Source organism: Crateriforma spongiae, from assembly GCF_012290005.1.
In the GTDB taxonomy this organism is placed as follows: domain Bacteria; phylum Planctomycetota; class Planctomycetia; order Pirellulales; family Pirellulaceae; genus Crateriforma; species Crateriforma spongiae.
Map to the genome: position 1 here is coordinate 350325 of NZ_JAAXMS010000002.1, position 22233 is coordinate 372557.

Annotated in this window: 11 protein-coding genes; 5 read left to right on the top strand and 6 right to left on the bottom strand. The window is 56.6% G+C overall.

The window, feature by feature from the left end:
- Positions 1–29 precede the first annotated feature (29 nt).
- The gene (locus HFP54_RS05485) at positions 30–722 is read left to right on the top strand and encodes an ABC transporter ATP-binding protein (protein WP_206036074.1); all 693 of its coding nucleotides are present in this window, start codon (positions 30–32) and stop codon (positions 720–722) included.
- Positions 723–752: 30 nt separating this feature from the next.
- Here the strand turns inward: HFP54_RS05485 and HFP54_RS05490 are convergent, their stop codons facing one another.
- From HFP54_RS05490 to HFP54_RS05500, 3 genes are all read right to left on the bottom strand, one after another.
- Positions 753–4802: a non-ribosomal peptide synthetase gene (locus HFP54_RS05490; protein WP_168564368.1), complete on the bottom strand. Its 4050-nt coding sequence runs from the start codon at positions 4800–4802 to the stop codon at positions 753–755.
- Between the two features lie 110 nt (positions 4803–4912).
- Positions 4913–11629, bottom strand: a complete 6717-nt coding sequence (locus HFP54_RS05495) for a type I polyketide synthase (protein WP_168564369.1) — start codon at positions 11627–11629, stop codon at positions 4913–4915.
- A gap of 129 nt (positions 11630–11758) precedes the next feature.
- Positions 11759–12886 (bottom strand): ABC transporter permease, encoded by a 1128-nt coding sequence (locus tag HFP54_RS05500; protein WP_315853852.1) that lies wholly within the window; start codon positions 12884–12886, stop codon positions 11759–11761.
- A gap of 100 nt (positions 12887–12986) precedes the next feature.
- On the opposite strand from HFP54_RS05500, the gene HFP54_RS05505 reads away from it, so the two are divergent.
- Positions 12987–14201: a S49 family peptidase gene (locus tag HFP54_RS05505; protein ID WP_235951288.1), complete on the top strand. Its 1215-nt coding sequence runs from the start codon at positions 12987–12989 to the stop codon at positions 14199–14201.
- 25 nt (positions 14202–14226) lie between these two features.
- Here the strand turns inward: HFP54_RS05505 and HFP54_RS05510 are convergent, their stop codons facing one another.
- Both HFP54_RS05510 and HFP54_RS05515 read right to left on the bottom strand, forming a co-directional pair.
- Positions 14227–15102 carry a hypothetical protein gene (locus tag HFP54_RS05510; RefSeq protein ID WP_168564371.1) on the bottom strand — a complete coding sequence of 292 codons (876 nt, stop codon included), beginning with the start codon at positions 15100–15102 and terminating at the stop codon, positions 14227–14229.
- Positions 15099–16202 (bottom strand): M14 family metallopeptidase, encoded by a 1104-nt coding sequence (locus HFP54_RS05515; protein ID WP_168564372.1) that lies wholly within the window; start codon positions 16200–16202, stop codon positions 15099–15101. The genes HFP54_RS05510 and HFP54_RS05515 overlap by 4 nt, the downstream gene beginning before the upstream one ends.
- Before the next feature lie 25 nt (positions 16203–16227).
- On the opposite strand from HFP54_RS05515, the gene HFP54_RS05520 reads away from it, so the two are divergent.
- From HFP54_RS05520 to HFP54_RS05530, 3 genes are all read left to right on the top strand, one after another.
- Entirely contained in the window at positions 16228–16368 is a 141-nt protein-coding gene (locus tag HFP54_RS05520; protein ID WP_168564373.1) for a hypothetical protein, read from the top strand.
- Between the two features lie 16 nt (positions 16369–16384).
- On the top strand, positions 16385–17491 hold the full coding sequence (locus HFP54_RS05525) for a glycosyltransferase family protein (protein ID WP_168564374.1): 1107 nt from the start codon (positions 16385–16387) through the stop codon (positions 17489–17491).
- A gap of 85 nt (positions 17492–17576) precedes the next feature.
- On the top strand, positions 17577–18740 hold the full coding sequence (locus HFP54_RS05530) for a radical SAM protein (protein WP_168564375.1): 1164 nt from the start codon (positions 17577–17579) through the stop codon (positions 18738–18740).
- A gap of 4 nt (positions 18741–18744) precedes the next feature.
- Here HFP54_RS05530 and HFP54_RS05535 read toward each other — a convergent pair whose 3' ends face one another.
- Positions 18745–22146, bottom strand: a complete 3402-nt coding sequence (locus tag HFP54_RS05535) for a DUF7932 domain-containing protein (protein ID WP_168564376.1) — start codon at positions 22144–22146, stop codon at positions 18745–18747.
- Between the last annotated feature and the right edge of the window lie 87 nt (positions 22147–22233).

Below are 22233 nucleotides of genomic sequence, written 5' to 3' on the forward strand. Positions count from 1 at the left end.
CACTCCATCGGTTCACCGCGGGAACTCCTTTGAATCAAAAAACACCCGTTCCTCCTGATACCAACATCGTGGAAATCCGCAACGTCAGCAAGCATTATGCGGATGGCGATGTCAAAGCATTGGATGACGTCAGCCTGCAGATCGCCAAAGGTGAATTGGTTTCGATCGTGGGCCCCAGCGGCTGTGGCAAATCGACCCTGCTGAACATGATTGGAATTTTGGACCGCCCCACCTCGGGCCAAGTCTATTTCGAAGGCCATCGCGTCAATCCATCGATGAACCTGGACCGATTGCGGTCTGAAAAAATTGGCTTTGTCTTTCAATCGTTCCATTTGGTGCCCAACCTGACCGCCATCGAAAACGTCCAGTTGCCGATGATGCCGGGTAAACTTCCCCCCTCCGCACGCGTCGCCCGTGCAAAAGCTCTGCTGGATTCGGTCGGATTGTCGGATCGCTTGAATCACCGCCCCGCACAATTGTCCAACGGCCAACGGCAACGTGTGGCCATCTGCCGTGCTTTGGCCAACGCCCCAAGCTTGGTCCTGGCCGATGAACCGACCGGCGCGCTGGATTCACAGGGGGGACGCGCGATCATGGACATCTTGGAAACGGTTTGCCGCGATTCCACCGCTACCCTTGTCGTGGTCACTCATGACAAAGCTTTGGCCGATCGATCCGATCGCCAAATCCGATTGTGTGACGGGAAAATCGTCAGCGACTAGCCCGACGGTCGATGCCTTGAGCGGCCCCGGTCATTGGCATCCCAGATCACTGGCCGCCCAAGTTTTCACGTGAGGCATCGAAAGCATGCTGTGGTGATGTCCCGGAACCCACAACACGTCCAGTGAACCCGTCCAAGCGGACCATCCGCGGTCTTCTGGACCAACCAGTTGCACCGGAACGTCCCGGGGTCGCACCAGGGTGACGGGGACATCGATCGGCTCCATCGCATAGCCGGAAGCCAACTGCACGTGATGATGAAACAGCCGCTGCAGGTCTTCCAGAGTCTGTCGCACCACGCCCTCCGGTGCATCGTCGTGCAACACACCAAGTTTCTTTGCATGATCCCACAAGAAAGGCAGTTGTTCCTCTGGTGCCAATTCACTCAGATCTTGCAGTGTCATGTCCAATCCATATTCACGACCAATATGGGCCGGCGAATTCGAACTCGCTGATGGATCGGACGCCGCGGCGTCCAAGGTGGTGTCAAACAACCAAAGACGCTGAACCCGTCTTCTCCGCCGCTTTAACTGACGTGTCAATTCCACCGCAAAGATTCCGCCCAACGACCATCCACCGACGGAAACCATCCCGTCGGGATACGTCCGATCGATTGCCGCCGCGTACTCATCTGCCATCTCAACAACAGTCGCCGGCAAACGCTCATCCCCATGCAGTCCCCGTGAACGAACTGCATACAACGGCTGATCGGGATGCACCGCTGATGCCAAGTCTTTGTAACAGACCACGATTCCACCCGGCGGGTGGACCAAGAACAAAGGGGTTCGGTTGCCGCTAGGTTTCCAAGCGGCAATCAAAGGATCGGAACCAACGCGGGCTTGATCAAGACCGTTCGCTGCCATCGTATTTTGAAAGACTTCGACGCCAAACCTTGCCTCCAATTGGCTCGGGTAAAGGTCAAGCAATCGTTTGCTCATCGTACGAATGTCGGCAAGATCGAACACCAGCGCGGGTGGAACGCGAACGCCAAGTTCATCGCTAAGTCGTGATGTCAGCGTCGCAGCCAACAGAGAACTACCGCCCAAATCAAAGAAGTTCTCCGACGTGCTGACGGCATCGGTTTTCAAAACGTCCGCCCATTGTTCAACCAGGTAGGACTCCAGAGGCCCCTCCGGTGCGATGCAACTGATTTCGGATCGTCCCGTTGATTCCAACGCGATCTGTTTCAATCGCCGACGATCAATCTTGCCACCCGACGTCCTAGGAATCGCAGCGATGCGGTGCACTTGGTCGGGGCGTTTGTACTTTGCCAAACGTTCCGCGTTTCCGACCAAGTCGGAAGCCAATTCAGTCACCACAAAGACGTGCAAACGAGCATCACTGCCGGTACCGACAATACACGCAGCCGCATCCTGGACGGCGTCCATCTGCTGATACGCTCGTTGCACTTCCGACAAATCGATCCGATAACCGCGAAGCTTGGCTTGATCATCCATCCGCCCCAGAAACATCAACTGCCTCTGGGCGTTGATCCGGCCTCGATCGCCGGTCAAATACGCCCGCGTGCCATCGGTCGATTGATCCGTCCCTCGCTGATAAACACGGTTCATTGACCAACGGACGAATCGCTGATCGGTCAACACATCGTCGTCCAAGTAACCGTCCGCCAGCCCCGGGCCCACGATGACGATCTGGCCCGGAATTCCGTCGGGAACGCCCTGCCCCGCTTCGTCGACCACCGCCACGCGACTGTTGGCGACTGGGCGACCGATCGGTATGGGTCGCCGAACATCCGCTTGAAAATCGACACGGTAGGCCGTCGCTTCCACAGCCGTTTCGGTGGGACCGTAGAAGTTCCAAAGTTCCGCATCGGGAATCTTTGCGACTCGCTGTACCAAGTCGTCCGTCAAATCCTCGCCGCCCGACCAAACCTGTCGTACCTGGCAATCGTCCAGATCCAAACGATCCAACACCGCTGCGACCATTCCTGGAGTCCCCGGCAACACGGTCACCCGGTCACGATCAACCGCCTGCACCACAGATGCCAAGTCCAACGCGGACGATTGCCAGACCAAACGTGAGCCTTGGTCCAACGTTGTCATCATGACACCAAATCCTGCGTCGAACTGGACTGACATCCACGCAAGAACCGCGTCGTCCGCAGCCAGCGGTACCGCCGCGCGTCGCCACGCCAGCGTATTTCCGATCGCCCGATGACTGACCTTCACACCTTTCGGCCCTGACGTGGAACCCGACGTGTAAATGACATACGCCAAGTCGTCGCCGGCGATTTCGGGCAAGCGATCGTCCGACAATTCAGTCGCCGAGACCGTTTCTTTCAAGTCCCATAGTGTCACCTGCTTTGCACGCCCCAAAGCCTGGTCCAAATATTGACGTCCCTGTGCATCCACGATGGCCAGTGGACACCCGGTCTGGACGACCAGGTCATCCGCGGAAACCGATGCCATCGACGCATCCAATGGGCACACCGCCGCGCCGCTACGCAGAACGCCAAGCACCGCCGGCACCACCGCCGCGTTCGACCGACAAACGATCGGAACGATATCACCGCGGCCCACACCCTGGTTGGCCAAACCTATCGCGATCGATCGGCTGATCGAATCCAATTGGCCGTAGGACCATGAAACGTCGCCCGATGTGACGGCGATTCGATCCGGAAACTGTGCACATGCTTGTTCGAAGCCTTGAAGCATCGACCGGGGCGGTTGGACGTCAATGTCGCCAAAGATCCCAGTGTCGTCCGATTCCGGCGATGCATCCGCAAAAGCCCGCGACAGTGGAACCCGGGGCTGCGTCACCAATTGATCCAGCAGACTTTGAAAATTCATCTCCATTTGCTGCATACTCGCCCGATCAAACAAATCACGACAGAAACAAAGCATTCCGTCGATCGTTTTGCCGGATGATTCAAACGCGAATTCCAGATCATAGTGACACGTCGGATGGTCCACCGAAAACGCTTCCTGCAACATCCCACCGACGTCGTGCCGCACATCGACCTGGCCGTGCTGGGGCATCAAAAACTTGGCCCGCCCCGATTCGCTTCGGTCCTGTGAATTTTCGAAGGTGCAAAGCACTTGCATCAGCGGCGATCGACTGACGTCGCGAACTGGTGCCGCATCACGAACGATCTCCGAAAGCGGATAGGCTTCATGTTCCAATGCCGCAACCATTCGCTGTGCCGTCGCACGCACCAGATCATCAAATGTCGACGCTTGATCGACGTCCGCGCGAATCGGCAACACTCCACTGAACAAGCCGACGGTTTGCTCATATTTGCGTTGGCGTCTTCCCGAAAAAGGGCTGCCCAACAAAAAGTGACGCTGGGCGGTGTAGCGATAAATCAACACAGCAATCGCCGTCAGCAATACGGCGTTGATCGTCGCGCCACACCTTACCGCCAAGTCACGTAAGCGGCGTGTCAGTGATTCATCCAGGTGCATTGGAATGACGTCAGCTCGTCCGGTGAATCGATCCGGACGCCGACGATCCAATGGCCAATCCAACACGTGATCGGCTCCATGATACTGCGTTGCCCAGTATTCACGTAACCGGTGGACCTGATCCGATTGCAACAGCGTCTCTTGCTCGCGAACAAAATCGCCGTAGTTTCCCGCTGCCGATGGCAGATCGGGATCCTGACCGTGCAAGATTGCGGGATAGATTGTCCGCAATTCATTCATCAACAGAACAAGCGACCAAAAGTCCGTGACAATGTGATGCGCCGTTGCCAAAACGATTTGGTCTGCGGGCGTTCGATCAAACACCGTCAGTCGCAAGAGCGGACCATTGGCCAAATCGAATGGTTTCGCTACGTCGGTGAGAATTCGTTGACGGACCCAAGAGTCATCCTGTCCTTTGGCCGGGCATGACACAAACCCCGGCGACATTGCCGGTTGGACCGTTTGCCGCAGTTGCCCGCTAGATTCTTGGAAAGTGGTTCGCAGTGCGGGATGACGATCCACCAACAATTGCATCGCCCGTCGAAGTGCATCCGCATCCAAAGGCGAACGAATTCGGGCTGGCAAGAACACGTTGTACGCCGACGATTCGGGGTCACGCTGATAAGCATGCCATATGCCGCGTTGCTGCGCAGACATTGCGAACGACGAACTCGAAGCACGCCGTTTTTGCAAAATCCGTTTCAGAAGTTCGCGTTTTTCGTCAGCGGTCAAACCCGCCGTGTCCGTTCCATCGGGTATCGATCGGGTCACAATGTTTCCGTTGATCCGGGATGCGTTTCATCCACAGAACCTTCGTCCAAGATTGCCTGTTGGACACCCTCGGCCCCCACACGCGACAACCATTGGTCCAGTTCCTCTTCGCTCATTTGGTCGACATCGTCGGGGCTTACTTGGTCGACGTCACCGGTCGCCGAATCAGCAACGAAGTTCTGATGATCGGCACCATCGGAAGATTCGGTGACGGGCGTTTGCATCAACTGACGATCAACCGCTGCGGTGATTCGAGACAGATTCGCGTCGCTCATCAAATCCGAAATCGGCATCACAATTTCAAAGCGGCTCTCAATCCAGTTTCGCAACTCGACGGCCATCAATGAATCCAAGCCCAACTCCAACAGTGATCGGTCGGCATCCCACTGATCGGAACGCAGGCCCAATAACCCGTTCAATTTCGAACGCAGTTGGTCAATGATTTTTGACTGGCGTTCGGCCATATCCACTTGCCGTAACGCGCCCGCGTCAAAGACGTCGGCGGCTCCCGATTCATGTCGAATCAGGTGGGCGAAACGAGGCGAGACGTTGTCCGTCAGCCCCAAACCTCGCCACAACGACCAGTCCATTTTCAAAACGCTGCACTGGATCGAATCGCTGCGAATCAGTTCCTCGAGTGAACGCATCGCTTCGTCGATCGAAAAACGCAGCACACCTTGCCGTTCCAATCGATCTCCTAACTCTTGACGCTGGGCCAGATAGCCGGCACCACCGACATGTCCCCAGTTGATCACCAACGCGGGCAACCCCTTGCAACGGCGATGCATGGCCAAACCATCCAGAGCGGCATTTGCGGCGGAGTAATTGGCTTGGCCGGCGTGCCCGAAAATGCTGGACAAAGACGAAAACAGCACGAAATGGTCAATCGCTTGCGGCACCAATTCACGGTCAAGCGATGCCTTGTGCAGATTCCATCCACCCAGGATTTTCGGGTTCAAAACTTCGTTCAGAGTCGAAGCGTCCAAATCGATCAACAGTCGATCCTTCAGGACCATCGCCGTATGAAAAATCCCAGCCAGCGGAGGCAGTTCATCGCGAATTTGTTCCATCGTGCGGCGGACTTGAACCGGATCGGTGATATCCGTTGGAAGGTGCGTCACTGTCGCACCGGCGGCACGAATCGCGTCAATCTGGTCGACCTGTTCGTCGCTCAGTTTGCCCGAACGTCCCCCCAACACCAGATGACCGGCACCGTGCCCCGCCATCCATCGAGCCAGTTCCATTCCAAAACCACCCAGACCGCCGGCAATCCAGTAGGTCCGATCGGACTTGAACAACGATCGGCCGTTCGCGGATGCGACGGACGGCTCCGGTGCAACATCCTGATCCGGGAACACATCACCCGGCGCGTCTTCGTAACTGATCGCGACCTTACCGATGTGCTTTGCCTGCTGCATCCATCGAAACGCTTCTCGTGTTTCGTTCGCCTGGAATGACTTCGTCGGCAAAGGCTGCAACGTTCCGTCGTCAAACTGGGGCATTAGTTCACGCAACATCTGGCCCATCATCTCAGGCTGCTCGGTGAACAACTGATCCAAATCAATGGCAAAGAAGGCCAAGTTGTTGCGGAACGGCGTCAGGTTCAACACCTGGTCCCCGTAGATGTCTCGTTTGCCGATTTCCAAAAATCGGCCACCCGTTTTTAACAACCCCAGCCCTTGCCGGATGGCTTCACCGGGAAGCGAGTTCAGTACGGCGTCGACGCCGAAGCCATCAGTCGCGCGGCGGACGTCGTCGGCAAATTGCAGCGATCGCGAATCGGATACCGAAGCAACGCCCAGACGCCGAACATGATCGCGTTTCTGTGCATTCCCCGCAGTGGCATGAACATGGATCCCCAATTGCTTTGCCAACTGGATCGCCGCCAGCCCCACACCACCACTGGCGGAATGCACCAACAACGATTCCCCACGACGCAAACGTGCACAGTGTTCGATGGCGTACTTGGCTGTCAGAAACGCAATCGGCAGACAGGCGGCCTGTTCCGGCGTCGTTGCTTGCGGCTTTCGGGCAACCAATCGCTGGTCCACCACCGCGTGCGTCGCAAAACTACCTTTGGCAATGGCGACCACCATGTCGCCTACTTGAAATTCCCCGACTGAACTTCCGACTCGCGTGACGCGTCCGCAACATTCCGCACCCAGAACCACCGGTCCGTCGGGCAATCCTGGGTAAAGGTCCAACGCCTTCATGACGTCGCTGAAATTCAGCCCCGTCGCCAACACTTCGATCTCAACATCGCCATCGCCCAATTCGCCTGGATATTGGGCCACGTAATGCAGATCGCCGATACCAACCGTCTTGCCCAACGCCAAACGTGAACGGCGGGGGCCTTTGGCCGAATTTGGAAGTGGCAATGAGGCGTGGGGAACATATCTCCGCACGAACCGCCTGGTTCCGCGGTACATCACTTCGTCTTCTTCGTCGTCCGTGGTCAGTTCTTTGACCAACTGCTCGGTCGCCAACGTTTCATCTTCGATCGAAAGATCAACCAATCGCGTCGACATCGAACCGAATTCACTGATCAGCACGCGTCCCAAACCAATCGTCGGCGTCTGACAAAACTGCACGTCTTCCGGTTCGTCGTCGGTGGACTGTGCCCCGGTGGTCACGACAGTCAACCGCGGCTTGATCGTTTCAGAAACCGGGCGTGTGGCGGTGCCCGCCTGCTTCAGGCGGCGATCCCACGCTTGGGCGAACAGAACCAATGATTCGGTGCTGACAGAAGTGGTTTGTCGAACCGCATGAACCTCTTGAATCTCATGATTCCGGGGCAAACCGGTGGCCCATAAATGCAAGACGTCGCTGATGCTCTCGGGCCCCACTTCATCCAACAGCCGATCCCAATGCTCGGGCACGCAGGGATCAATCGTCCAGCAACGTTGGTTGCGCGAAAACGTCTCGCCGACACGGACTTCGGCTATGTCGATTCCCATCATCCGCTGTCGCTGAATCAGATGCTGCGCGACACCATTTTCAGCGGCCATCACCAAATAGCGACGTCGCCCGTTCATGGAAATGCCGTCAGATCGTTCCGTATCGGGTGTTTGCCATTGGTACCGGTACAGCAAATCGGAAACGCCTTTGGATTCGGCCACGCCCGAAGCGTTACGGCTTTCGAAGTCTTCAATCACCGCGACCAGTTGGCCGAACGAATCCCAGATCGTCAGTTCGCAAAGCATGCGATAGGCATCTTTGGACACGATACGCGCGTGAACGGTCAATTCCGACAACCCGACATCCGACTGGGTTGCGTCGGGCAGATTCCACTGAACCCGCCCCATCCGACTGGGCAAATAGAGGTCCCCGACGTGGTGATCAAAATCTTGATCCGCGACCACCATGGCGTGAAAGCAAGCGTCCAATAAAGCCGGATGCACGACGTAATCACAGGCCTGTGACAGCAGGTCATCTGGCAAGCAAACTTTGACGACGGCCTCATGTGACCGGCGACGGCCATGACGCACACCTTGGAACATCGCCCCATATTCCAAGCCTAGCCGGTTGCAATAGCGATAGCAGCGGGACTGAGTCACCGTTTCGTCGCAACGATCCCAAACCGATTGAAAGTCTTGCTTCGATGAAGCGGGACGATTGTCGTCACTGACCCCAACCGTGGCAACCGATTGCCAGGGATCCGCTGTGCTGCCACGGGAATAAAAGTTCAACCGACTTTCACGCGAATCGAAATCGACCGTTGTCCATTGCGGATGTTCGGCATCCAGCACCATCGGCCGTAATAGACGAACATCCTTCAGACGTACAACCTGTTCAGCCCCCTGTTGCCGCATCGCCGAAAGAGCACTTTCGATCATCGCCGCAGCCGGATACAGAACCGATTGACGTACCCGGTGGTCGCCCAAGTAGGAATGCGTCTTCAACGACAGACGATTCTGCCATCGCGGCTCCGGTGCATCGACCAGATCTCCCAGTAGAGGGTGATAATTTTCCTGCAACCGCGTCGTTTCCGACTCATGTGATTCGTACCAGCAGTCTTCCTTTTGCATGACGTATCGCGGCAACTTGGCCCACGTCGTCTTGGAAGGAACAATCGCGTTCCAATCGATCGGCGCATCGACCGCGTACAGTTGGCCGAACGCACGTCGCATCGTATCGACTTCGTCTTCATCACGTCGCAATGATGCAACGGTGTGGATCTTTGACTTGCGCTGCGAAGCACATTCGTTGATCATGTAAGACAGCACCGGATGCGGCCCAAGTTCCAGCGCCACTTCGATGTCCCGATCAACCGCAACGTCGATCGCATCGGCAAACAAAACGCTTTGACGGACGTTTTGCCACCAGTATTTTGCATCCAGCTCGGGTCCCTGCACGAGCTTTCCGGTGACAGTGGAAACCATCGGCAGGGTCGGAGTCTTTGGCTGAATCGACGCCAGGGATTCCAGCAATTCGTCGCGTACCGGGTCCATTTGTGGGCTGTGGAACGCGTATTCGACCGCCAGTCGACGTACAAACTGCCCTTCGCGTTCCAACTGGCAAGCCAAGGATTCGACGGCATCATCGTCGCCAGAAATTGTCACACTTTCGGGCCCATTCACAGCCGCCAACGCAAGACGATCATGTTGCCCGGCAATGCGATCGGCCGCTTGGTCGGCGCTGATCCCGGCCGCAATCATGCTGCCGCGCGATGTCGCCAAATCCATGGTCCGTCCCCGATGAAATGCGACACGGCAGGCATCGTCAAATGACAGACCACCACAAAGGTAAGCCGCAGCAATCTCACCGACGCTGTGGCCAACCAAAACCGACGGTCGGACCCCCAACGTATTCCACTGCGATGCCAGCGCCACTTGGATCGCGAATAAAGCGGGCTGAGCAATCTTGGTTTCATTCAATCGTGAATCGGCTTCGTCGCGATGCAGCTCTTCCAAGAGCGACCAGTCGCTGTCACGCCCAATCTGCTGATCGCATTGCTGTAGTTTCTTGGCGAATGTTCCGCCGGCGGCATACAAACGGCGGCCCATCGCCCAGTGCTGGGCCCCCTGGCCACAACAGGCAAACAAGATCCCGGCCTGACGACCGGTTCGGCTGATCGAGCGTTGTGCGTCAGTCGTGTCGACCGGGCCACGTGTTAATTCGGTCGCCCAGCGATTCGTATCGCAACCGAAAACGACATGACGGTGACGCAAATGATTGCGATGGTGTACTGCCGCGGCCAACACCGCGTCCATTTGGCATGACGATCCGTCTTGGATCAAAAATTGTTCCCACCGGTCCATGTTTTCGGCCAAGGACACCGGTGATTGTCCAGAAATGGGCAACGGAACTCCCAGCTGGCCAAACTCCGATGCATCGACTTGTTGCTGACCAGAGGCCTTCGCGATGTGGTGCGATTCGCCAACGTCAAAGTCTTCGATAACCACGTGTGCGTTGGCACCGCCGTACCCAAATCCATTGATGCCGGCAATCCGTCGTCCTTCAATGGTCGGCCAATTTTGATTCTCCAGCGGCAAACGCAATTGCCCGTCTGCCAAATCAATTGCCGGATTCAAACTGCGGAAGTTCAGCAGCCTGGGAATTGTTCGGTGACGCATCGACAGCGCAACCTTGATAATGCTTGCGATCCCCGCACCGGCTTCCAAGTGGCCGATGTTGGTCTTCACACTGCCGACATAGCACGGCTGCTTTCGAACCGGATGGCGTCCAATCACCCCGGCAATTGCGGCGGCTTCGATGGGGTCGCCAACCGCGGTTCCCGTTCCGTGGGCTTCGACATAGCCGACCAATCCCGGATCGATTCCCGATTTCTGATAGGCGTGCCGCATCAAATCCATTTGTGCCTGCTGACTTGGCACGGTCATGCCATCGGTATGCCCGTCTTGATTCAGCGCGGTGGATCGAATGACACAATAGACCTGGTCACCGTCGCGCAGCGCATCATCCAAAGGCTTCAGCATCACCATGCCGGCGCCCTCGCTGCGGACGTAACCGTTGGCGGATGCATCAAATGTTTTGCAACGTCCGTCGCTGGACAACACACCCAATTGGCTAAAGGCGATATAGAAATCGGGCAGCAGAAGCGCATTGACGCCACCAACCAATGCCGAATCGGCTTGTCCGTCCCACATCGCCTGACAGGCCAAATGCAACGCCACCAGAGACGACGAACAGGCCGTGTCCACGGCGACACTGGGTCCACGCAAATCGAAACAATAGCTGACTCGGTTGGCGGCAATGCTGCTAGACGCGCCGGTGTTACTGTAGGGACCGAGTACGGATCGATCGCGAAAGCTAAGTCCCGCGACGGCGTAATCAATGCTGCTGATCCCAACGAAGACCGCCGTTCGTGAACCGGCCATCGATTCGATCGGTTTCCCGGCGTCTTCCATCGCCTGCCATGCAGCCTGCAGCAACAGTCGCTGTTGCGGATCCATTGCAGCGGCTTCGCGAGGCGATATGCCGAACAGTTGCGGGTCGAATTCTCGAATCCCGTCGACAAAGCCTCCCCACCGACTTTGTGTTTTTCCGGGCACCGATTCGCCGGACTGAAAAAACTTTTTCAAGTTCCAACGATCCGACGGCGTGGACGTAATCGCGTCACGTCCCTGGGACAACAACTGCCAGAACGATTCCGGATCATTCGCGCCGCCGGGGAAACGGCATCCCAGTCCAACCACCGCGATGGCGGGCGGGCCGAGAGTGTTCGATGTAGATGGGCTGAAATCAATCACGTTTGACCGGGGATAACCGAGAACCAGGCCCCACAGACAGTTCAGCGAGCGTCGAGTCGTCAGAGGGACAGAAAATTTATGAATTATGGCTCACCCTTAGCGACTGGCAAACCGGAACGGCCACGCAGACTAGGCAAGATCGCGAAAAGCATCCGTCGGCATCAGTCGTGCCGCCCGCACCGCCGGCAAAAACGCGCCGATCACTCCAATCCCGACCCCGATCACCGATCCCTGGAGCATGACCACGGGCCGAATGGATGGATTCAGCACCCCCGCAACCGCCGGCGAACGACTCATCAACCACGTTAGGACCACAGCACATGCGATGCCTGACAGCGTGGACGCCACCGCCAGCAAACAAGATTCCCCCAAAATCATTGCCACCACACGGCGACGCGACCAACCAATCGCCCTCAAGATTCCGATCTCGCCGGTTCGCTCGACGACGCTGGTCATCATCGTGTTCAACGTCCCCACCGCACCGATCAAGATCGCAATCACGGACGTCATCCATGCCATCGCAGACGCGATCTGCATTCGAGTGTCGGTCGACACGAAATCTTCGGTCAGCAAAGGCAAAAGCTTCGCATCCAAGGACTCAATCCGCCGGACCACTTGCCCGGCTTGCTGCTGGGTCGACGCCGGATCGATCACCACATTGACGTAGGTGACTTGATCTTCGCGGCCCGTCAACGCTTGCAACTGATTCAGCGGCAACACCATCGAACCGTTCTCCCAGGTGCTGCGACTGGTGAAAACGTCGGCGACCCGGTACGGATCGTCGAACAGCAAGACCGTGTCGCCAGGCTGCGTTTCCAAGCGATCGGCCAGATTTTTTCCCAACCAGACCCGACGGTCTTCGGATTGGTCGTTGCCGGACGACTGGAATTGAAAGTTTTCCATCATCCAAGAATCAGGGCGTAGCCCCATTGCCGGAATCCCGTACACGCCCTGTTGTTCCAGCGACAACGTTTCCAACAACACGACCGCCGACTTCTGGACGCCCGGGACATTTCCGATCCTGTCGGCGATCGAGGCGTCCAACGAACTGCTTAAGCGGTCCGCTGCCCCCTGTCGCGAAACCACGATGTCGACCGAATGACTGCGATAGACGCCCGCGAACGATTCCTTGAAACCCGATGCGATGCCAAGCAACGCGACGACGCTGGCAATCGCCGTGGTCAATGCGGCCAACGTCAACAGCGATCGAAACGGGCGGCGAAACAGGTTTTTCGCGATCAGGGATGTGAACCGCACCGGTCGGCTTTCCTTCGATAAGACTTCAACTTTTCTGACAAAGATCCGGTCGCCCCGATCAATCCACTTTAGCCGGGGAACCCTCATCGATCGGTCCGATTTGAACGACGGTATCGGATTTCGCGAAAAAGCCCACCATGCGGACATCCACATCGCCGACATCGGTTTCCCGTTCGCCCCGTCACGACAGATGCGTCAATTCCGCGTTCTTACTTGCTTGCTGATTCTTTTGTTCGGTGGCTGCATGCACCGACCGTTTCCAGTCGCGATGCGCGGCAACATCGGCGGTCGCATGCAAATGGACGGAAACATGAACGTCAGTGGCCAAACCGCGGTCGACGGCACGATGACCATGAAGGGTGATCTGGTGACCAAGGTAAAGGCGGACAATACAGCGTCGGCCCTTTCATCGGTCGTCGTCCAGGGATCATCGGATTCACGGACCGGAAAGATCGCAGTGATCGAATTGGATGGTTTGCTGGTCAATCGAAACTTGGGCGGCGTCGGGTCACTGGCGGAAAACCCCGTGGCGCTCTTTCGCGAAAAGATCCGGCATCTGGAACAAGATCCGACCGTCGATGCGGTGGTTTTGCGAATCGATTCACCCGGTGGCGGTGTGACCGCTGCGGAAATGATAGGTCACGATTTGAATCGCTTTCGCCAACGCACCGGCATTCCAGTCGTCGCCTGCTTGATGACGCACGGCGCTGGTGCCGCCTATTACGTCGCCACCCACTGCGACGCCGTTGTCGCTCATGGCACGTCCGTCGTCGGTGGCATCGGCGTGATCTTGAATCTGTACAACATGGAAGACGCGCTGGGCCAATACAACATCGTTGCAATTCCCGTGAAATCAGGCTCACAGATCGATGCGGGATCCCCGGTACGAACGATGTCTGAAGATGAACGAGCGACGCTGCAACACATGGCCGACTCGTTTCACCAAATGTTTGTCGATCAAGTCAAACAAGCACGTCCCGCATTGACGGGCCCCACAGGCGGAACCGTCGACGACTGGTTTGACGGTCGCGTCGTCACCGGGGTCCAAGCCGCCCAAGCAGGACTGGTGGATCAGACCGGATTCATCGACGACGCGATCACGCTGGCCGGTGATTTGGCGGGCATCACCCCCCAGGCCTGTTCGGTCATCATGCTTCGGCGCGACAACGACCGCGCGTTCACCCCGCTGGACATCACCCCCGTTCGATCGCAGATCGGGTCCTTGTTGCCGATTCAAGTCCCCGGGTTGGACCGAAGCGAACTGCCGACCTTCATGTATCTTTGGCAGATCGAACCGAAGTTCTCTCATCCCTAGGCATCTGCCAAGCTCCGGTTCCGAATCACTTCTTTGCGATTTGTCGGCGAAACTTTCGCGCCGCCTCTTGGATCAAAAGCGGGAACTTGCTGCGCAAAAAGTTGCTACCGCCGAACCAACCTTCCGGCTCGTACAACAAAAACCTTCCTTCCACCAAGCAAGCATCCACTGGCTGGTCGTCCAACGTCGCCAGGGACATCAGCTGCAGATAGCCACCGGCACCACGATAGGGTTCCGGGTCGCCGACCACTCGTTTGCCAACCGCATTTCGTTGCACGGGCGTCCAAACCGAAGCGTATGGTGAGGCCGAATCAAGGGGCTTCAATCGCCAGATCATCAAATAGGTGTCATGGTTCGAATTCGATTCCGCTTCGATGATCCCGCGGACGACGACTTGATTCATCAGTGGGACCTTGGCCAGACCATAGTGCCGCCCTGGCGACGCATCGATTCCAGCTTTGGACAACGCCTCGGTCTCCAGATCAACGAAGTCGCCATCGCTATCGTCTGCATCAACATCGCTAAACAAGTCACGCATCAGATCGCGGTCGCGCAGCGTCGCCAAAGGAACGTGCACGACGAAACGAAAATGAACGTGATGACCGATACGCTGCCCCGATTCGTCTTTGACATAATCCAAATCCATCCAAACCGGCGCGACGACCGAATCACGCACCATTCGATCCCAGGACAGACGACCAGCCAGCGTATCCACGTGCGGCGGCGTCTCCCAGTCCAAAGGCTTTTGAACCGGATGCAATGAACCGTCGCCAAACTCAATTCCGGGATCGATCAATTGATCGATCAGCCCGTCATCGCCCAGAGCAACATTGCCATTGATGCCGACGATGCAGGCCAACAAAAGGCTGACAACAGCCAAGAGACGTGCCAAAGCGTTCATTCGTAATCTGTGTTCCATTGTTCAATGCATTGGTGAACGATCCGAACCCCTTCGCCAACGGAGTACGATCTCCAGTCCGGTGACTTGGGAAAGAACGCTTCTTTCAACCGTCGTTTGGCCCCCGCGTATCTGGCATCGGTGGTCTGGATCTTGCCTGCCAGATGCAAATGATGGCAAGCATTTTCATCGCTCAATGCCTTCAACACCTTGGTCGAAGAATACGTTCCGAATTCCGCACAGGCATACAAATAATCGCCCCCGACGGTGTGCCGACACCAGTTTCCAAAGTCACCACGCGGATGATAAGCCTTTTCCCCCATGTCTTCGGTCACCATCGACGGTTCAAACAAGCGGCCCAGCCAGCGACGATGCCTGGGCTTGAATTGCCCCGACGGTAGCAGAACCCATGATTTCCAGGGGCCCAAACCAGTGTGGAAATCCATGTGCACCACCCGGCCAGCCGCATCCAGATATTCCGCCAGGATGCGTCGCATCAAATCGTGCTGGACGGCCGGCCCATTGCCACCAAAAAACAATCCCTGCGGGAATTCGTATTGCCCCGATGCAATCGCTTGACGCAACGCCGCTTTGGAATGAATCGCAATCAACCATGCGGCTCGCAACTGAAACAAGACATTGGGCATCGGTTCGACTGGATTGATAATCGAATCTAGTTTTGGGTATAGCGGTGCGGCCCCGCTGTACGGTTCGTCGTCGACCATGAAGTTGCGATTCAAGTCGCGGTTCTGTGGATCAAAACGACGCAGATGGGCAAAGCCCCATGGATTGACCGCGTGGATCAACACGACTTTGACATTTTCGGGAAACCCGTCCCGCGTCCAGTCGGCCAACAACCTTGCCTGCACCGCGGCCCCTAAGAATCCTTCAACGCCGTGCACACCGCTGGTCACCAACATGACCTGATCAGATTCAAGCGATCCGCCGACGGCAACGTCGATGGTCAACAGGTCGCCGGCCTGTTCGTTCTGGCGAACGCGGTAACTGACCGGACGGATTCCGGCATGAGTCGCAAGTTCACAAAATCGATCGCGTGCTTCGAAGTAGTCATCGGAAACGGCGTCGTCGGGCGGCACGCTCATGCGAGACATCCTTGGAGATACACGGATGGAAGTTTCTTCAGTTCTTCACGGCAAAGACCGGATCATGTTCATCCACAGCGGTCAGAATCCGGTTCGCCCACAGCACAATGATCCGCTGAGGTGCAGTGTCGGATCCGCATTCAAAAAGGCCGCAAGGCTGGCATGACGCAAAGGCCTTTCCGATGGCACGAATTGTCTACAGTTTATCAGGCGAAGGTCGTGGCCATGCGACCCGAGCCCACACCGTGATTTCGTTGCTTGGCCGACAGCATGACGTCCTGGTGTATGCCCCCGGAATGGCGCACGATTTGTTGTCTCAGTGCCAGTATGATCCTCAACGAATCATGTTGCGGCGACTGGACGGCCTGCGTTTTCGCTACCGTGGTCGCCGACTGAGCTACCTATCTTCGCTGGTCGCGTCGTCGGGTTTCCTGATGCGATTGCCGGCCCGCCTACGAACAATCCGTCATGAAATCCGCAACTGGGGCGCGACGCACGTCATCAACGACTTCGAACCGCTGTTGTCGCGAGTCGCTCGCAGTTCCGGCTTGCCATTGATCAGTCTGGATCACCAGCACTTTCTTGCGGCGATGGACACCAGCGTCTTGCCATCCTCGCTGGCCCGCAAGGTTCGCTTTTTGCGGTTAAGCATCCCGTTGTTTTGCCCGCGTCCCGACCGACAGATCATTTCGTCCTATTTCGATTTTCCAGTCCGACCGTCGATGTCGCATCAAGTGACCAAAGTGGGACCTTTGCTTCGTAACGCCGTGCTGCGTGCTAAATCAGAATCAGGCGAACACTTGGTGGCATACTTCCGCCGCGACCTTCCAAAGCAACTCCTGAAATCGCTGCAACGTTGCGGCAAACAAGTCTACGTGTACGGGCTGGGGGCGTTGTCGCCGACGGGAAACGTCCAGTTTTTGGAAACGTCCGTTGACGGTTTCCTGGAACACTTGCGGTCCAGCACCGCACTTGTCTGCAGCAGCGGAAACCAGTTGATCGGCGAAGCCTTGCACTGGTCGAAACCCATCTTGGCTGTCCCGGAATTCGGAAACTTTGAACAAGAGATCAACGGTTTCTTTCTGCCAACGACCGGCGGAGGCCAAACCGTACAGGATTCCCAGGTCAATCCACAAACCGTCGGGCAGTTCTTGGAAAACATTGACCGCTATCGCAACGCCAACGGCGCCGTCGCGGCGGGAAATCAAGTGGTCATTGATCGCTTGAATCAAATGATCTTGGATCACGATTCTGCGGATCAACAGTCTGCGCCGTCACACGCCGCCTGAAATCTGTACCCAGCATTCGCGTCGACTGGACGTCGCCCCCATCATTGTCGAAGCCCTCGAATCCACCCCATCCGGAGCCCCAAGCTTGTTCCGAGCACTCGCAGGCGTTGACCTTCCGTCGACTCATCAGTTCCGCCGAACCGCGCAAGCTTTGACCCGTGGTCCGGGATGGATTCGCGATGCGTGGCGTACGCGACGTCGTAAAGATGTCTTGCCTCGCATGCTGACGTACACGGTGACATTTGGCTGCAACGCACGCTGCATCATGTGCGATTCGTGGAAGATGCCCACCGACGATGACCTTCGGCTGAACGACATCAAACACATCTTTCGGCAACTGCCCACGATGGATGTTGTCCGTCTGACTGGCGGGGAACCCTTGGTGCGAATGGACTTCACCGAAATCGCAAATCTTGCAATCAAGACACTGCGTCCTCTGATGCTCCATGTCACCAGCAATGGGTTCTTGACCAAACGATTGGTGGATTTCTGTGAAAAGCGTGATCGATCGGTACCGCTGGAATTGCTGATCTCCGTCGATGGGATGGGTGAGAAACACAATCAAATTCGTGGAAGCAACCTAGCCTGGCCCAGCGTCGTCAAGTCGCTACAGGAATTGGCACCGCGACGAAAAGAGCTGAACCTAAAACTTGCGGTGAATCAGACCGTCGTCGACGCCGAAGGTGCCGATCACTACCGACAATTGCAGGCGATGCTACGCGATATGAATGTCCCGCATCACCTGGTCATCGCCTACGACACCAGCGCGACCTACAACGTTCAACGTGAACTGGATGTTGCCCCCAAAGCCCCCGGTGAATTCTTAACGTTTGGCGACTTGGACACACTGAAACTGGATGCATTGCTGGAACAGGCCGAACAGGACACGGGCCACCTTCCCTGGGGCGAACGTATCGCAAAACGGTATTACTTGCGTGGCATCCGTAATCGTATCGTCCACGGCCAAGCCAGCCCGAACCCGCCCTGTGTCGCCCTGACCAGCCACCTGCGACTGTTTCCCAACGGTGACGTTCCGACGTGCCAATTCAACAGCCGGATTGTGGGGAACTTGCGTGAACAAACCTTCGACGAAGTGTGGCACGGCCTGAAAATTTCTGAGTCACGCGACTGGGTGCGATCATGCCCGGGGTGTTGGGCCGAGTGCGAAGTGATTCCCAGCGCCGTCTACAGCTTGGACATCCTGCAACGTGCGTCCATGTCATCACCGAAATCCACTTCCGTGGTTTGATCAGCTACGCCGAACCGCCCGTCGGCGTCGGTTTGGAACTGGCTTGCCGCGTGGCTGTCACCGCCGCGGTTTCCAACGGAACCAACAACTCATTCCGCTGCTCGGCGACCTCGTATTCCGTTCTCGCACGACGCAATTCCGCCTGTTTTTCGGCGTGAACCAACGCATCAAACTGCTTGCCCGACATCACCCGCTGCTTTTCCAACAGAACTTCTGGGTCATACGTCAGTCCATCATGAGACTGGGCAACCGTGTATTTGGACAACTTCGTTCGTTCGTTTCGCAGACGCGTTTCGATTTGACGGATCTTTTCATCCGCAGTGTCGCGGGCCAATCCTTTGGGGACTTTTTTCTTAGCGCCGCCGAATGCGTTGTAATCATCGCTAGACGACGTCCAGCGATCCCACCATGACAGCTTGGGACCGAAGATGGCCGAGGTGATCCGATCCACACGATCGAGCATGTGAGCTGAAACGGCGCGACTGCGTTTAAGAAACGCGGTTGGAAAAATCGGCAAATCCCAAGCCGTGCGACTTTCCATCGCCATATACCTCAGGTTGGCGATCAAATCGTACAGCAACCGAAGCGTCGTTTCGTTCTCCTGCATTTGCCGATAAGTCACACCGTAGTTCAACGAGCGCTCCGCCAAATAATTCAACTTGGGCGTCAAGCTTGCCACCCCCCACGGCCCCCAAACCCGGCTGTTCCGAGCAGTCAACTGTTCGTTGTAAAGATCGACCATGATCGAATCCAACAACTCTTGACCGATCTGCTGTACTTCATCGTCCGTCAGTGGACGATCAATGTAGTCTTCACGATAGCGTGGAAACACTCGTTCGCTGACCACACGAATGAATCGATCGACCTTGTCTTCGAACTTCAACGCCAAAAAAATTCCGTGCTTGTTGGCATTGCTGGTAATGAACTCGGGATCCACTAGGTCGATGGGATCCACTTCATAAAGAACCACGGAACCCTTGGTGGAATCCAAAGTCCGCCGGGCCTCCAGCGTTCCCACCTGCCGATGTCGAAAAAATCCCCAGCTCGTATCCGAGTCTCCGGTATCGTAGCGATGCACAATGACCCATCGATGTAGCGGATCGATCTTGCGGAGTCGCCGCTGCAGTCGTTCGGCTTGTTTGGTCAGCCAGGCTTGGTCAGGCTGGAACAAGAAGGTGCGTTTGGAGACGTCAAATCGGTGGACCGCTCCCATCGCCTGGTCAGCAATCTCCGACGCATCGCTGGCCACAGCCTGGCTGACATCGCCACTGCGGGCCACATATTTGCCCCAGCGTTTGACGGCTTTTAAAAACTGCTTCTGATCTGTTAGCTGTTGGTCGGACTTGAATTCATCCAATGGCACCATCGCCGAAGCCAACATTGCTTCACCGCCGGTTTTCGAATCCCCCACGATATAAAAGTTGATGTCAAAATCGGCCGCAGCCTTCAAGAATTGCGACCGGGACAATTCATTGAAGGAAACGGTTCGCCCGGCGGCGGTCCTGAAATGATCATTCGGAATGATGATGGTCATTCCACGCCAGTGATCCAACAACGAATGATCCTGCTGGACCCGACGAACCAAATCGAAAAAACCGTAATACGAAACGTCCCAAACATCCAAGCCGCTTCCGAAATAGTCCGCCAACTGGGTCCACCGATCAATGTCGTTCACATCGGTGTTGCGATTCGCAATCAGCAAGAATCGTGACCCATCGTCACGTCGATAGGGTTCGGCAACGCGAATTTGCCAGTTCCGATAGTCGACACAACGGAATTCATCGTGACGCGGACTGGACTTGGGTCGTTGTAGATGCAGATCGATTCCGAATCGGAAAGCTTGATAGGGAATAATATCCGCATCTTCGCGAATGCCAATTCGGGTTTGAATCTGGTGTGTCTGCCCTGGCCGCAAGTCGCTGATGGGGCAGGTCAGATCCGTGGACATCAAGTCATACGGTTGATCGGTTGGATCAAAAAACGCGATGTTCTCGAAAGCCAGGTCGCCGCTAAGCAATCGCATCTGGCTTTTGACCGCCCGATACAAGTATTGGTTATCGAAGGTTTCATCGCCAACGTTAGTGACCCCGATACGCACCCACGTGGATTCCCCGGGCGTCAGGCTTCCTAAAGCTTCGATCTCGGTTAATTCGATCGGAAAACGAACCGCGATATCTTCGCCGTTTTCGAACTGACGAAAAGGGCGGCGAATCCCACTTTCCATCCGACAGTGTGGATCGACCTGATGATCCAACGTGAACGGCTGGCGTCGTGGACGATCAACGTCATAGTCACCCAAGCGAAAACGCAAGCCGGCGTTTTGAAACGTAAAGCTTTCGCCCGGCTGCAACGACCTGACCAGTACCAGATCCACTTCATCGGGCAGAATCCATCGATCACGTTCCAGAAAGATCCGCACCACAAAGTTGTCGGGCGTCGGCATTCCACCGCAATTGACAATGGTGATGGCGTCGGCACTGACCAGACTATCGGGTTCAAGGATGGCATACTCCGATGCAACATCCAGTGTTCGCAATTGCAGGTCGTAAGGGGATGGATAGCGAACCACGCCTTCGGGCAGCTGAACATCAATTGCCAGACGCCCGGGTCGAGCTTCGGCACCATCAACCGGTCGATAAAATGCGGGCGCACCGTCACGCCCCGCCCTGCCTCGGAAGCCTCCCGGATTACCACGATGGACCACTCGCGTCCGCGTTCGGCCCTCACTGTCACGATAGGTCTTGGTCTCGGTCCAGTGATAACTGCTGCCGCCGGGACCGCCGGGGCCACCTTTTCCGGGTTTACCTGGCGTTCCCGCGAAGCCCACATCGCCACTGCGTTGGTCGCCCTTGACCAACATCAACAAACCCAGGTCGCGATGATCGATCTGTAGTCGCAGGTCGGATCCGCGCCCCGCGTTCCCACCGTCGGTTGCATTGCCCGCATTGCCGCCGTCGCCACCAGGCCCACCGTTTCCGCCACGCGAAAACCGAGTGGCGTCGCGTCCACGATACCCGCGACTGCCTGGCTGGCCGTTGCCACCGTCACCGCCATTACCGCCTCGACCTCCCCTGCCGTCCATGAAGACATAGCCGAGGTCGCCAATGTTCAAATCGACTTGGACAGGACCGTTCAGCCGCAGACTTTGCCGATCCATCCCCGAAAATCCCAGCTGGACAATCGCATCGGTGGCGTCGCCGCCGTCTTCGGGTGATGTCGCATTGCCGCCGTTGGCACCACGCTGTCCGGGACGCACCGGCGGGCGACGATAACTGGTGCCGTGCTGTCCGTGTCGCCCGTTACGTCCACGTAGCGGCAGCTGGTACAGGCTATCGATTTCCCCGACCGAGGCAAAACATCCGGGTCCTGGTTCGTCTGTCGGATCTTGTTGTCGATCGATTGCCAATTCCTAGTCTCCGCATCGTGGGTCACGACGACATTCTATCCTGACGACACGGGGACATTGACGATGTCGAAAAAGATGAATTGACCG